General features: G+C 48.4%; 11 protein-coding genes. 6 read left to right on the forward strand and 5 right to left on the reverse strand.

The window, feature by feature from the left end; all coding sequences use genetic code 11:
- Positions 1 to 98 precede the first annotated feature (98 nt).
- Positions 99 to 1,745 (forward strand): ArnT family glycosyltransferase, encoded by a 1,647-nt coding sequence (locus HWI92_RS24855; protein ID WP_229248618.1) that lies wholly within the window; start codon positions 99 to 101, stop codon positions 1,743 to 1,745.
- 95 nt (positions 1,746 to 1,840) lie between these two features.
- Positions 1,841 to 2,293, forward strand: coding sequence for a hypothetical protein (locus HWI92_RS24860; protein ID WP_204660100.1), 453 nt, complete (start codon positions 1,841 to 1,843; stop codon positions 2,291 to 2,293).
- Between the two features lie 11 nt (positions 2,294 to 2,304).
- On the opposite strand, the gene HWI92_RS24865 is transcribed toward HWI92_RS24860, so the two are convergent.
- Entirely contained in the window at positions 2,305 to 2,943 is a 639-nt protein-coding gene (locus HWI92_RS24865; protein ID WP_204660101.1) for a response regulator, read from the reverse strand.
- Positions 2,944 to 3,679: 736 nt separating this feature from the next.
- Here HWI92_RS24865 and HWI92_RS24870 point away from each other — a divergent pair.
- The 4 genes from HWI92_RS24870 to HWI92_RS24885 all read left to right on the forward strand — a co-directional run bounded on the left by HWI92_RS24870 (position 3,680) and on the right by HWI92_RS24885 (position 9,464).
- Positions 3,680 to 7,312, forward strand: a complete 3,633-nt coding sequence (locus tag HWI92_RS24870; RefSeq protein WP_204660102.1) for a T9SS type A sorting domain-containing protein — start codon at positions 3,680 to 3,682, stop codon at positions 7,310 to 7,312.
- Between the two features lie 273 nt (positions 7,313 to 7,585).
- Positions 7,586 to 8,086 (forward strand): hypothetical protein, encoded by a 501-nt coding sequence (locus HWI92_RS24875; protein WP_204660103.1) that lies wholly within the window; start codon positions 7,586 to 7,588, stop codon positions 8,084 to 8,086.
- A 186-nt stretch (positions 8,087 to 8,272) separates the two neighbouring features.
- A complete protein-coding gene (locus tag HWI92_RS24880) occupies positions 8,273 to 8,467 on the forward strand; it encodes a hypothetical protein (RefSeq protein ID WP_204660104.1) in 195 nt (64 codons plus the stop codon).
- A gap of 760 nt (positions 8,468 to 9,227) precedes the next feature.
- The gene (locus tag HWI92_RS24885) at positions 9,228 to 9,464 is read left to right on the forward strand and encodes a hypothetical protein (RefSeq protein ID WP_204660105.1); all 237 of its coding nucleotides are present in this window, start codon (positions 9,228 to 9,230) and stop codon (positions 9,462 to 9,464) included.
- Here the strand turns inward: HWI92_RS24885 and HWI92_RS24890 are convergent.
- The 4 genes from HWI92_RS24890 to HWI92_RS24905 all read right to left on the reverse strand — a co-directional run bounded on the left by HWI92_RS24890 (position 9,458) and on the right by HWI92_RS24905 (position 14,092).
- The gene (locus tag HWI92_RS24890; protein ID WP_204660106.1) at positions 9,458 to 10,729 is read right to left on the reverse strand and encodes a replication-associated recombination protein A; all 1,272 of its coding nucleotides are present in this window, start codon (positions 10,727 to 10,729) and stop codon (positions 9,458 to 9,460) included. The genes HWI92_RS24885 and HWI92_RS24890 overlap by 7 nt on opposite strands.
- An 87-nt stretch (positions 10,730 to 10,816) precedes the next feature.
- Positions 10,817 to 11,398: an RNA polymerase sigma factor gene (locus tag HWI92_RS24895; protein WP_204660107.1), complete on the reverse strand. Its 582-nt coding sequence runs from the start codon at positions 11,396 to 11,398 to the stop codon at positions 10,817 to 10,819.
- 153 nt (positions 11,399 to 11,551) lie between these two features.
- A complete protein-coding gene (ade, locus tag HWI92_RS24900; RefSeq protein ID WP_204660108.1) occupies positions 11,552 to 13,189 on the reverse strand; it encodes an adenine deaminase in 1,638 nt (545 codons plus the stop codon).
- Positions 13,190 to 13,216: 27 nt separating this feature from the next.
- On the reverse strand, positions 13,217 to 14,092 hold the full coding sequence (locus HWI92_RS24905) for an AraC family transcriptional regulator (protein ID WP_204660109.1): 876 nt from the start codon (positions 14,090 to 14,092) through the stop codon (positions 13,217 to 13,219).
- Positions 14,093 to 14,217 lie beyond the last annotated feature (125 nt).

Raw genomic sequence — 14,217 nt, forward strand, 5'->3', positions numbered from 1 at the left:
TTCACAGCGGGACATATTGCCATTCTTGAAGGTCAAGTGAGTAAATTGCGGGCGTATCAGGCATCACGGAGGTCTGTGCTCACCAAATATTTACTTTATTGAATTCCATCCAAAATAACCTTTACGGCCGGGCATGGTGGTTTCTGGCCATCGGCATCCTGCTGAACATACCAGGTTTGTGGCTCGACATCATGGAGCCCGACGGTGCATTGTACGCTACTATAGCCAAGCACATTGTACTGCACCGTGACTGGCTTAACCTTTTCGGCGACGGCCACGACTGGCTCGACAAGCCTCATTTTCCCTTCTGGATGGCCGCTCTGAGTTACAAGCTCTTCGGGATTACAGGCTTTGGGTACAAGCTGCCTGCTTTTTTATTCTGGCTCGCGGGCATTTATTACACCTACCTCACTGCCCGGGACCTCTTCAACCGGCCCACGGCAATTTTGTCGATCACTATCTACGCAGTAGCACTCCATAGTACGCTTTTCAACTTTGATGTACGGGCCGAGCCTTATCTTACCACCTGCATTGTAGGGGCTGTGTGGCACATGCTGCGGGCGAGCCGGGGTGCGTGGCTGCATCTTTTACCGGCTGCACTTTTTGCTGCATGCGGTGTGATGACCAAAGGTATTTTTGTGCTGGCTACGATCGGCGGGGGTTGGGTGATCTACTGGATAATTGCCGGTCAGTGGCAGGAGTTCCTCAATTACAGATGGTGGATCTTTGCGGCTTTGTGCCTGCTGTTTATCATGCCGGAGCTTTATTCGCTGTATACCCAGTTTGACCTGCATCCGGAAAAGATCGTTTTCGGGCGGACCCATGTCTCAGGTATCCGGTTCTTTTTTTGGGATAGCCAGTTTGGGCGCTTCTTTAATACCGGGCCGATTAAGGGAAGCGGGAGTCCTGCTTTCTTTTTGCATACAACCTTATGGGCATTTTTGCCCTGGTCTGCCGCACTTACGGGGGCTGTAATTTACCTCGTCCGTTTTGATCGTGAGCGTGAGCCTGCCAGGTGGATCGTGTACGGAAGTACACTGATTACCTTTGCCCTGTTTTCGTTTTCGGGCTTTCAGCTTCCGCATTATATTGTGATCCTGTTTCCCTACTTTGCGATCATCAGCGCATTTTTCCTGCAATCCGGTGCAAGTGCGAAGGTGCTTAAAGCACTGACCATTATTCAGGTTATTACGCTGCTGGCGACCGGTGTGGCTATTGGGTGGCTTCTTTTTAGAACCGGTATTGACAGCAAAATTCAGGCAGGCATTATTACCCTGGTGCTGATCGTCGCGGGTTTGTTCCTGCGCGGCCGCAGTATGCTCGAATCTTTCCTCATCAAAGGATATGCAGTGGCGGCAGTGATGTACGTATTTCTCTTCTTCTTCTTTTATCCGTTTCTGCTGCAGTACCAGGCTGGCCGGCAGGCTGCGGTAGATATTCCGCAGTCGCATCAGGCTGTGCCTGCCGCGATTTATGGCGTATTATCCTATTCTTTTGAGTTTTACGCACCACAGGATGTACAGGTTGTCCGCAACCAGCAGGCTTTGGGCGAATTTCTTGCCAATAAACCCTGCTACCTCTTTACCAGCAAAACAATAGCAGACAGCCTGCTGCATTCAGGCCTGAAAGCCAGTACGGTAGCAGAAAAACCCTACTATCGCATTACCAGACTGAAACCGGCATTTATTAATCAGAAAACGCGCTCGGATGTGACCGAGGCACGCAGCTTGTTATACGTAAATTGATTTGGAGCAGGTATTCAGCTGCTTGGCCCTTTTGGAATGATAATTGTTGTGGTGGCAATGTTTATTCATCATCAACACTTTAAATCAATCCCGTCATGAAAAAGATGATTCTTCAGGCAGCCGCACTCACCTTGCTTTCAGCAGGTATTGCCTGTGCACAAACCAATTCCAATTCAAATTCCAGTTCCAACACTAATTCACAGAAAACTGTGCGCGACTCCACTCAAACCCAGGGCAACAGTGCGGGAGGTACATCTGCCTGGCCACAAGCTACCGGAACAGCCGGAAGTACCCGGATGAGTCCGGCTGAAAGTGGCACGACTACATCTGAAAGTAACAAATCCAGTGATTCACAGTCACAGGGAAATAGCGCCCAGGGAACTTCGGCCTGGCCTCAGGCTACTGGTACCGTAGGAACCGCAGTTCCGGAAACAGATTCCAGCGCAGCGAAAGTAAATGGTGAACGCAGTTCGCAAACTGCCGGCGAGTCGCAGCAGACACAATCAACTGAAAAGTCAAAAAAGAAGAAATCGAAGCCTAATAACTAGGAACAGGCGGACTATTTGCCGTCAGGCACGTAAAGTCCGTGCTTCATGGCCTGCACAATTAGGTCGGTGGTACGCTTGACTTTCAGCTTGTGCATCACACTCCGGTGATAGTACTGCACCGTGTGTGCACTCAGCTTCAGCTCATACGCAATCTCTTTAATGGTCCTGCCGCTGCATACCTTCTGCAGGACCTCCTTTTCTCTTGGCGACAGATGCAGGATAATCTGCTCGTCCGTAAAAACACTGTTCGCAAGGTTATCGCGAATGCTTTTCCCAATGTATTGCCTCCCGGCAAAAACCTGCCTTATGGCATCCTGCAACTCATCCAGCGGGGTAGATTTCGAAAGAAAACTGTTTGCTCCTTTTCTGATCGTATAACGTACCGTTTGTGCATCACTGATAGTAGAAAGGATGATGATCTTCATCTCTTTCGGAAGGGTGGTTCTGCATACATCAAGCATTTCGAGCCCGGTCATTCCATTCAGCATTAGGTCCATGATGAGCACGTCAGGCGGGTTGCTGATGGTATTGGCAAGCAGGTCCTTGCCATCATTGTAAATCCTGACTTCGGCAACCTCGGGCATGCGTAATAGTAAAATCTGCAGCGCCTCAGTCAATAACAGGTGTTCGTCCAGAAGAACTATATTCATATAAATACCTTTGGGCTATCCTCAGTATAGATTTAATCAAACTCTAATTGGCGGCTATTTAGCCTTCAAAGTCGGAAACTTGAACATTCTGCCATTTACAGGAAAAACAGCAAAACAATTATTCCCCGCTACTTACTAATTACAGAAAAAGACCGCTTAACGCCGTGATAACATCGGCTGACTTATTAAACGGTCGGTTTTGTCGTAGACAAAAAAGTAAAAATATCCAGAAAAGATACCACCACCCCTAAAATTGGTGGGTACCGTTCTAGTACTAATTGGCGGGTTTCATTTTATTTATTTATAAATAGATTTGCAATTAGTTGACAATATGAGTACCACTTGTTCAATGTGGTGCCTGGACGTCATATAAATTGACTTTGAAATTCATCAAACCAAACCATGAACCGCATTTAAACATTTACACCCTTTGCCAATTACTATCAAATGGGCTGTTGCAAATCGCACTTCATAACACCCATCTTTATCTACCCCACAATACAAAGAAACTGAGCAACGAGGACTACGACGTATATATTGGTTCGTAGCACTGTTCGGAATTTCTATGGCCGGCAAAAAAGGCCTTGATAGGCCGTACCGGCATCTAAACCATTTTGATTAATGACGCAGGTTATGCATGAAAATTGTGCCTGAGCAGGATTGCTTTGCCTTTTTCATGGAAAATGCGCGTCCGGAACCGTCAAGTAAACAGTATTCCCTATTTAATTATTCATTTATGAAAAGAGCCGCTCTATTTCAGAATGCGCTGCGTGCTATCCGCTATTTTAGGAAAAATCCGCAGACGTACCCAATCAGTTATGTTCCTGCTGCGTACGGACCGTCTTACCGCAGGTTCCGGTCCGTACTCCTCGTAATCGGAATTTTAGTCAGTCTGCGCCTTTCGGCCCAGCAAACTTCACTCGCCTGTAATGATGATATGGAGTGGACAAGTGCGACATTCCCGGGATTAACTGCCACAAGCAGCATTTCTCCCAGCGGTGCCGCCACTACCAACAGTTCCATTAATGGCACGACAAACCTCACCGATGCCGATCTCAGCAACAGTGCTGTAATTACCCTGACAGCCAACAAAACAGGTCTTTGTACCATAGCCAATACAGCGCAGGCCACGCTTACTGTTAATCAGGGAAATAATGCATATAATCTTGGAAATTATGTGGGGTTTATCACTTCCACGGACCTGAGTGCCTTCACATCTGTCAGGATCGTTGCATTGACTGCGGATGGAACAGAGGTGTCCGCGACATCTTCTCCTATTATTTCCAACGTGGGAGGCGGCCGGTATCAGGTAGGCTTCGTTACTTCCGGTACAGGCACTTTTACACAAATAAGGCTTGTACTTTCGCTGAATACCCCGCTTCTTGATTGCAGCATGAGCCAGACTGTGGCGGTCTACAATGCATTTCAGGTCAAGTACTGCCCGGTAAGCACCTACAATTGTAACACAGCCACGAGACTTGATCTCTTCAACAGCAGCCTTACTACCACCAGCAGCGGCGGTAACCTGGTACAATTGCTGGTAACCGGAGGGGTTGTGGACGAAGTGTCCACGCTTACTCCCGGTACAACGGACTACACGCGGGTGGTGCAGCTCCTGACTTCCCTGGGTGAAAAGTGGTTTCAGGTCAGGGATAACGTAAAAACCTATCCCGCCGGAACCTATGCAGGCTTTGAGATCAGCAGGGAAAGTTTGCTGGGCCTCGACCTGCTGGGCAGCATTACCATCCAGGCACGCCTGAATGGTGTCGTGGTCGACTCGGAATCAGGAGCGGGCTTGCTGCTGGGCGGGGATCTGCTGGCTGCATCCAGCAGGAATACCGTTGGGTTTACCTCGGATGCGCAATTCAATGAAATCCGTATCGTATTTGCCGGCACCAATGTAGGCGTGGGAGAGACCCGGATCTATAATGCTGTCTTTCAAAACTTCTGTGAAGGAAGTACTCTGGCTTGCAACACACCCACGCGCATCACTTCTACAGCCTATCCGCTGGCATTGAGCGTGATCAACAGTGGGCTGTCCGGTGCTGCCTGTGTAGGTTGCAGTATCCAGAATCAGAGCAACGCCATAGATGCCGACCTGACCAATGCAGCTACCCTTAATGTTACGGGTACGGTGGGAGCAATCGGTTCCTTGTCGGTCAGGAAAGAGCTTGCAAGCTATCCGGCCGGTACATTTGCAGGTTTTGATATTTCAAATACCGGCTTGCTGGGGCTTGATCTGCTGTCCAGCATCTCGATCCGCACCTATGAAAATGGAATCCTGCGCGAGGCGAAGCTGGGTGGATCGGGGCTTGTGAACGTAGGCCTTGTACAGGGTGACCGGCAGACGGTTGGCTTCCTGGCAACCCAGCCTTTTGATGAAGTACAGATCAGTGTGCAGCAGCTCGTAGGGGTAGCATTAGGACCAACACTGGTTTACGGACCTGTCATCCAGAGTTTCTGTAACGATGCCGTGCTGGAATGTAACGTACCGGCCAATCTTACGGTACCCGCCAATTCGGTGTTTGTCAATGCGGAACATACCGGCGTGGATGCGCTCGTATGCGGTGCCTGTACCATCAGCAATACCCAGGCCGTGGTTGACGGGACTTTGTCCAGCGACTTTGCCACTTTGGTACTGGGCGCGTCGGTAGGAAGCAACGGAGAATTTGCCGTGAAAAATGCCATTACCAACTATCCTGCGGGATACTATGCCGGATTTGACATTCAAACCGCGAGCCTGCTAAATGTAAATGCCCTGGGTGGGCTGCGGATCAGGCTGTACCTGGATGGCGTTGAAACGCCTGCATCCGTCAGTCCGGGCTATACGGGCACGGGCCTGCTGGTTGGAGCAAGCCTGTTGTCAGGTTCCAACAGGCAGATTGTGGGTGTAGTTTCCGAAAATCCTTTTGACGAAGTCCACATTGAATTCGCTAATACCATTGCTGCAAACCTGGGTACGATCCAGATATACAATACAGTTATTCAGCCGCTCTGTAACCTCAATCCGATCACATGCGGCACGATCCGCACGCTTGTATCTCCCAATCAGCCCGTCGTGGTTGAAAGTTCGAGAACAGGTTTGCAGGGAGCTGTATGTGCATTGTGCGCAGTACAAAATGCAGGTAATGTGGTTACGGCTGACCCTACGGATTTTGCGCGCATTGCAGTGGCGGCGGGTGTACTTAATACCGGGTCTGTATCGGTTAAAAACGGGATTGTCGATTACCTGGGCGGCTCAACTGTGGGCTTCGCCATCCGGGATCTACAGAATCTGATTCAGGCCGATCTTTTTGGATCCATCACATTGTCCACTTATCTGAACGGAGCTTTACAGCAGCAGGCTTCAGGCTCTTCGCTGCTGAACCTGCAGGTCGTTATCCCGATCATCAATGCGGGTGCAGGAGTATACTATGTAAGTTTTACGCCTACGCTTCCCTTTGATGAAGTACGCCTTACCCTGGGCTCGCTGGCCTCCGTGCTCAATCAAATTCAGGTATACAGTGCATTTGTAAAACCATTTGCTCCCGGCTGCAGCACACCTGTACTCGCATTTAATCCAATACCAAACAGGGCCTACATTGCATCCGTTTACAATGGTCAGTCACCCATATCGGTGGCCTCTTATTCGGGAACAGGAGCTGTTTACAGCGCAGTAGCAGGTACCGATTACAACCGCCTGCCACCAGGACTTACCATGAACCCGGCAACCGGAGTGATCACAGGCGTGCCTACGGGGCCGGCCGGTACTTACACCTTTATGGTGGAGGTACGCGACGCCGATAACCAGTTAATTGGTCAGCGCCTGTATAATATTGGCATTGAGAGTGCGCTGCCGGTGCGTCTTGTAAGCTTTACGGCCACCCAGGAGGGCCCGGCAACACTGGCAAGCTGGTCAACTTCCGAGGAAATACGCAGCGACTATTTTGATCTTGAAAGAAGCGAAAACGGTAAGGTATGGACCAGAGTCGGCAGTAAAAGTGCGGGCGGTACCAGCAAGACGGTCAGGAACTATTCTCTTTCCGACCTCAGACCACTTAGCGGCAACAATTACTACCGCCTCAAAATGGTGGATACCGACGGAAGTTATGCTTACAGCCACATCGAGCATGTTTACTTCGATGCCAGCGAGCAGGCTCCATTATACCCGAACCCAATTACCCGGTCTGAAAACCTGAGGCTGAACATCAGCGACTGGAGTAATGTAAGCATGGTTCGTATTGTGAGTACCACGGGTAAGGAAGTATTCTCAGCCCGGCAAGTTCCTGCTGATGGAATTCGGACGCAGGACCTGACGGCCGGCATATACTTGGTGCAGGTGATCCGCAAAGAAGGAGCAATAAGTACTTACAAGTTTGTAAAACAGTAAGTTGCCCATATTCCTGTACAAGCGCTAAATACACGAAGCCGCCGGCAATGATGCCGGCGGCTTTTTTCTGTCGCAGTAATGTTACAAAGGCAAAAGTTTGTAGCCAGTTGTATGACAAATTGTTGCTTCCCATATTATATTCGGTTCCATTAAACTTGCGATGCTGTTCTGTATATTTGCAGGAAGCGGCTCTGCGGCTTACCCTGACAAGGTCGCAACAAATGAATAACTCAACCACGGGTAACCCGGCGAAAAAACGTTAATTCTACTTCTATGGCAGGAAAACGAGGTAAAAGATTCAACTTCAAAAAATTCCTTATCCCACTACTTAAATGGATCAGTGCACTTGTCCCGGTTGCCGGCTTCATTTATGTCCTATATTATTACAAGCAATTTGATTTCTTGCTGAAAGAGAAACCCGTGGTGGTCACGCGTACCGAGGAGATCGGCTCTTCGGACTCTCTGCTGCTGGTTACATCCGGCAAGGAGCGCCTGCTTCGTGAAATCAGGATCATGGAGAATGAGTGGCATACCGTGGGTGGAATCGCTATCCACAGCCTTACTCTGGAGAATTCAACAAACCTGACGATCAAGGAAACCGAAATCGAGTTCAAATACCTGTCCAATACACAGTCGGTAGTTACTTCCAAAATCGTCACGATCAGGACGCCGCTTCCTCCCAAAAAGTCAACCAAAATTTCAGGTATCAGCGTGGGGTATGTCAACAATGTAGTGGTAGGCTGCGATGTGAAAGTGGTAAATGCCACGTTGTAAGGTACTTAGGTAAAGTATTGCCCATAATCCACAGTTCAGGAACACATACTTCCACAATTTCCCGGGTATGCTCATGCTTTTTAAGGGCTTAAAGTGACTTTTCCGCACGGTTGCATGATCCGGTAGGGTCGGGTGGAATGATTATTTATCGGTCAGGGTATATTGATAAACCTGACTGTTTAAATCATGACACAACTAGTTCAGAACTTCTATGTGATCGCGCCATACATCTTTATGCTGGTGCTGGTAAGTGCGGCTGTCTGGGGTCTCTGGCTGGTTGCCCAGCTCCGGCGGGATCCGGACAAGAGCCGGATGTCGGTTTCTGATCGCCTCTTTTTGAAACGAAATGCAGCCCGCATGCGGAACATGCAGTTGCACTGATGTTTGAATAGTATAATTCCAGTCTGACAAGGACTGGGGAACCGGATTGCGATGAGCAACTCCGGTTTTTCTTTTTCAGGGGTATAAATAAAAAACATCCCGGATACAAAGCATCTGGGATGTCCGATTTTACTCAACGTTATTGAGAACCATTTCACTGATTCTCAACACAAATTTAATCATTTCTTGATTTAAAACATTGCGTTTTATCTAAGAAATAATATTTTTTAGGGGCTTTTTAATTCATTTTTAAACATGCCAATAGTCTTTTAAACAAATCAAAGAGTACTACAATATTGCGATAGGTAATGCTCTGGCATCTGTGGTACTCTTACCCGAACACAGCTACTATTTTCTACCTGCACATCACCTTCTCGCTGGTGGCTCTTTGCTTTTTCCAGTCCCGAGGAATTTTACCATACCCCTTTCCTGGTGCACTGGTGATTGTTTTCTCCTTCTTTTTCAGAAAAGTTTCAGCATGTCCGGCACACTGAACCATTGTCAAAAAGCGGGTACTTTGATTACTCCAAAGGTGCGGTTTTCAAAAATGCAGTTCCTTAAAACGTAAAATGTAATCGTTAAGTATATTCAAAAAAATGCATGTTAAATTAACATGCATTTCGGTTAATATCATTGCTTTTTATTTCAGGAAATAAATGGAATAAAAGCCGGATTAATAATTTGTGATCTGCATATTTACAGAAGTTTTAAGGCTTTAATTCTTTTTATTATCAACACTATACTCAACAATTTGTAACCTATGGATAACAAAGACGACGCTCGCAAAAATCCCGGTATTCCCGAAGGTAAAGCGGATCCCCGACCATTGGAAGAGCGGTTACAAGATTATGTAAATGAAAAAGAAACCGATGAAAATTTAGAAAAGCTCGGGAAGGCGCTGGCAGCTGAGTGGACGGAGCAGTCTACGGAAGATGCACCAACTGACTTGTCTTTTTCTAAGTTGGACCCAAAGTCCAGAAAGTCCCGGCGTCAGTAATTATACCAGTCGCCCCACCAGTGTTGCAGCTTCTTTTTCAACTCTTCCTCCCGGGCATTGTGGCCCGGTTCAAAAAACTTTGTTCCCTTGATTTCGTCCGGCAAAAAGTTTTGCTTCGCAAAATTTCCGTCAAAGTCGTGCGCGTACTTGTAATCCTTTCCGTACCCGATTTCCTTCATGAGCTTGCTGGGAGCATTGCGTAAATGCAGCGGTACCGGCAGATGAGCCGTACGCTGGGCAGCTTCCATCGCCTCACCGATAGCCAGGTAACTCGCATTGCTCTTGGGGGACGTTGCCAGGTAAATAGCCACCTGTGAAAGAATGATCCGGCACTCGGGATAGCCGATCACATTGACAGCCTGCATGCATGCATTGGCCATAATCACGGCAGTCGGGTTTGCATTCCCGATGTCTTCGGACGCCATAATGAGCATACGCCGGGCAATAAACGCAGGATCTTCCCCGGCCACAATCATACGCGCCATCCAGTATACGGCTCCATTGGGGTCACTGCCCCGCAGCGACTTGATAAATGCAGAGATGATATCGTAATGCTGCTCACCCGACTTATCGTACCGCGCTATATTTTGCTGCGCAACCTGTGTCACCCACTCGTCTGTAATTTCAATCTCGGAAGCTTCACCCTTTCCGAGCACGATCAGTTCGAGCAGGTTGAGGAGCTTGCGGCCATCCCCACCCGACAGCCGGAACAATGCATCATAGGATTTGAAGTCAATTTTTTTCTCCTTCAACCAATTGTCTTTTTTCAAGGCGCGGTCCACAAGCTCCCGCAGGTCTTTTTCTCCGAAAGCTTCCAGGATATACACCTGGCATCGTGAGAGCAAGGCGGAGTTTACTTCAAAGGAGGGATTCTCGGTGGTGGCGCCGATCAGGGTTACCTGGCCTTTTTCTACTGCGCCCAGCAGGGCATCCTGCTGGCTTTTATTGTACCGGTGAATTTCATCAATAAACAGGATCGCCGGAAAGAGCCCGGTAGGCCGCGAAAGCACTTCCCGTAAGTCCTTCACACCCGAACTGATGGCACTCAGATTATAGAACTGCCTTTTGGTGGTTTCGGCGATGAGCAGGGCGAGGGTGGTTTTACCCACTCCCGGCGGTCCCCAGAAAATCATGGAAGGGATCGTATTCTGCATAATAGCCCGGCGCAGCGGACCATTGGGGCCCAGCAGTTTCTCCTGCCCTACAAAGTCGTCCAGTGTACGGGGTCTCAGGCGTTCGGCCAGTGGAGCAGTTGCAATGTTCATGCGGGTAAATTTAATTTCGGGTGCATTACATAACAAAAAAAGCGTGGCATAGTTCGCCACGCTTTTGAATGTATTCTTGTAAAATACCTAGAATGTAAGTCTTTCCAGGGTCATTTGTTTTTTCAGATTCCCCAATGCTCCGAACACAAGGTTATACACAGACTGGATGTTGATCTTCATCAGGTCGGCGATCTCATGATTGTTCAGGTTCATGTAAAACTTTAGGAAAATCGCTTCCCGCTGGCGGCGTGGCAGACCGTTGATTGCTACGTTCAGGTGCTGGTTGGTCGATTCAAATTCTTCATCGGCGATCAGCTGATTTTCATGCGACGGCGTGTTGATATGCCAGTACTCTACCGGGATATCTTCATTGCTCGTATGCTTTTGCTGAGCGTTCAGGTGGCGGACCAGTTTTCTTTTGATCGACGCCATAAGATAAAACCGAACGGAAGTGGTGTCACCCAGCGTCATTCGGTTTCTCCAGAGTTCCACGAAAAGGTCGTGAATGCAGTCTTTAATTAAAGGTTTGTCAATGGTAAACTGAGAGCAATACTGGTAAAGAATGTGAACGTAAGAGCGGTACAGGCATGCATAAGCATTTTCATCGCCTTTTCTGAACTGGTCCCAGAAGCAGAGTTCTTCTTCTTGCTTGTAGCGTAGGTGAGCCATTGTTTGTTTAGGAATTGATTAAGGTTAGGAATTTGAATAAGGGTCATTGTTACACTTGTAAATATATTTATAAAAAAACGTATTAAAAAAATATTTTCAGGATAAAATGATATTAGAAAAGTTCAGTGTCCAATTCTCCTGAAAATTTGTAACCTATTCGACACTTACGGGTATATGCCGGAAAGTTTTTACATCAAAAAGCCCTTTATCACTCAATTTCAAAGCCGGAATCACCAGTAATGCCATGAACGATAGCGTCATATACGGCGATTGCAGTGTGGCCCCGAGTACCTCTTTTGCAAACAAATCAATAGCAGTATAACATTGTGCAACCTCATAGCCGTCCACATCGCTCATCAGCCCTGCAATGGGCAGGGGCAGCAGCTGGGTCTCTCCGTTGCCTGCTGCCGAAACGCCTCCCTTCGCTTCAATGATCAGGTTAATGGCTGCGGTCATACTTTCATCATCACAGCCCACACAGATGATATTGTGTGAATCATGGGCGACGGAGGAAGCAATTGCTCCTTTTTTAAGTCCGAAATTCTTGATAAATCCAACCGCTGGTTCTGCTGAAAAGTAGCGGTTTACGACTGCCACTTTCAGTACGTCCGCGTCTGGATCTGCTACAATCAGCCCGTCTTTGGTTTTAGACATGTACGTCAGTTCGTTAGTCACCAGCTGACCTTCCAGCGCTTCGATAACTCGTATTTTCACATTTTCAGCGTCTTCCGGAAGCTTGCAGGCAAGCTGCTCCGCAGTTACCGGCTCACAATCAAACCGGTTGACATGATCACTCCGCAAGTCGGGCAGGAGTGTGGCGCCCTGGTCGGCTACCAGTTCGCCGCTCAGGTAGGTTTGCAGGATATTGAAGTCCTGAGGATTGTCAATCACAATAAAATCGGCCGGGTCATTGACACAAAGCAGTCCTACCGGCAGGCTGTAATGCAGCACCGGGTTCACGCACGCAGCCCTGAGCACATCCCACAGGGAGCACCCATGTGCCAGTGCCCGCTTCACGAGCAGGTTGATATGTCCTTCCACCAGGTTGTCGGGATGCTTGTCGTCCGAGCAAAACATAATTTCGTCCGGAAACTGGGACAGCAGCGGAATTAGGGCATCGAAGTTGCGGGCAGCACTTCCCTCGCGGATCAGGATTTTAACGCCCAGTTCTACTTTTTCAAAACCCTCTTCATAGGTAAAGCATTCGTGATCGGTACTGATGCCGTGAGAGGCATATTGCCGCGCAGCATCCCCCATCAATCCCGGCGCGTGACCGTCAATGACCTTATTATTTTGTTTGGCAAACTCAATTTTAGCCATCAGGTCAGGTTCACCCTGCAGTACGCCCGGAAAGTTCATGACCTCGGCCAGGTAGCCGATATCATCGCTTGCGAGCAGCTCGCCCACTTCTTCCGGTCCGATTACCGCTCCGGCAGTTTCGAAAGTAGTGGCAGGTACGCAGGAGGGTGCCCCGAAGCAGAATTTGAACGGTACCCTCTTACCATCTTCCACCATATACTTCACGCCTTCCACACCCAGTACATTGGCAATTTCGTGCGGATCGGATACGGTAGCCACCGTGCCGTGTACAACCGCCAGCCGGGCAAACTGTGCAGGCGTGAGCATGGCACTTTCAATGTGCACATGCGCATCGACAAATCCGGGAAGAATGTACTGAAGCTCGGTGTTTTCAGGGCCGTGAACTTCAACATGGTCGATCTTTCCGTTTGTCCAGGTGAGGGTGGCTTCGTGGATTTGTCTGGCAAAAAGGTCGATGATATTGGCTCTCATACGCTTGAAAACGGTTTTCTGTACTACTTAAAGCGGCATATTACGAAATTGTTTTTGATATTGCAGGGGGCTCTGTCCTGTATGCTGCTTAAAATATTTGTTGAAATTCGCGAAATTGTTAAATCCGCTTTCGTAGCAAATCTGCCCCACCGGCATCCTCGATTCGGCCAGCAGCCTGCATGCATGACCTACCCGGAGTTCCAGTAAAAATTGTGAGTAGGTCTTTCGGCTGCGGCTTTTGAAGTACCTGCAAAAGGAATGCGGGCTGATGTTCGCCACTTCCGAAATTTCTTCAATGGAAATTTTCTTTTGAAAATTATGAATGGAGTACTGGTAAATCTGATTGATGCGGTCGGTGTCAAACTGGTCGTACTCCTGCTGGTAATCAGTATTTGAAAGTTGCTGTACTTCCATGCACTGAGCAAGCGCTTCCAGTGTGGTCAGCAATGAGATCATTGCATTACCACTTTGCTGGTCGAGGAGGCTTTGCAGGAGGGCCTTCACATTGTCCGTATCTTTTCCTGCTATTTTCAATCCCCAGCGGGCCTTGTACAGCAGGTCACTGATCGCCTTGTTTTCAGGCAGGTTCAGGAATGTTTTACCAAAAATATCCTCCGAAAAATGCACCACGGTCGCCTGTGCATACAGGTTGCTGCCACTCTGGAAGTACTTTTCATCGCAGCGCCAGTAATGCGGCAGGTTGGGTCCGATGAGCAGCAGGTCGCCGCTCTGAAAACCCCGGATATCGTCCCCGACGAACTGCGTGCCCGATCCCTGCTCAATATGGATTAGTTCGAGCTCAGGGTGATAGTGCCAGCGGTTATAGAAGTACAGCGCCACATCCCGGCGGATGCTGAAAGATTTTTGCAAACCTTTGGGTACCCTGAGCAGCTGCGGTTTCATAAATTATGGTTCAATTTACCTCTGATATAGAGGATGTATGCCAAAATAGTTGAAAAACTTGCCATTATTCAAAAGTATTGCGTTTAAATATTTATGTTCATTTGTTGATCAATTCCAATCCCGCA

The sequence above is a fragment of the Dyadobacter sandarakinus genome (genome assembly GCF_016894445.1).
GTDB lineage: Bacteria > Bacteroidota > Bacteroidia > Cytophagales > Spirosomataceae > Dyadobacter > Dyadobacter sandarakinus.

Bases quoted from the DNA above. Each gene is read 5' to 3' on its own strand.
- HWI92_RS24860 (WP_204660100.1), top strand. From the start codon at position 1,841: ATGAAAAAGATGATTCTTCAGGCAGCCGCACTCACCTTGCTTTCAGCA.
- HWI92_RS24865 (WP_204660101.1), bottom strand. From the start codon at position 2,943: ATGAATATAGTTCTTCTGGACGAACACCTGTTATTGACTGAGGCGCTG.
- HWI92_RS24870 (WP_204660102.1), top strand. From the start codon at position 3,680: ATGAAAAGAGCCGCTCTATTTCAGAATGCGCTGCGTGCTATCCGCTAT.
- HWI92_RS24875 (WP_204660103.1), top strand. From the start codon at position 7,586: ATGGCAGGAAAACGAGGTAAAAGATTCAACTTCAAAAAATTCCTTATC.
- HWI92_RS24880 (WP_204660104.1), top strand. From the start codon at position 8,273: ATGACACAACTAGTTCAGAACTTCTATGTGATCGCGCCATACATCTTT.
- HWI92_RS24885 (WP_204660105.1), top strand. From the start codon at position 9,228: ATGGATAACAAAGACGACGCTCGCAAAAATCCCGGTATTCCCGAAGGT.
- HWI92_RS24890 (WP_204660106.1), bottom strand. From the start codon at position 10,729: ATGAACATTGCAACTGCTCCACTGGCCGAACGCCTGAGACCCCGTACA.
- HWI92_RS24895 (WP_204660107.1), bottom strand. From the start codon at position 11,398: ATGGCTCACCTACGCTACAAGCAAGAAGAAGAACTCTGCTTCTGGGAC.
- ade (WP_204660108.1), bottom strand. From the start codon at position 13,189: ATGAGAGCCAATATCATCGACCTTTTTGCCAGACAAATCCACGAAGCC.
- HWI92_RS24905 (WP_204660109.1), bottom strand. From the start codon at position 14,092: ATGAAACCGCAGCTGCTCAGGGTACCCAAAGGTTTGCAAAAATCTTTC.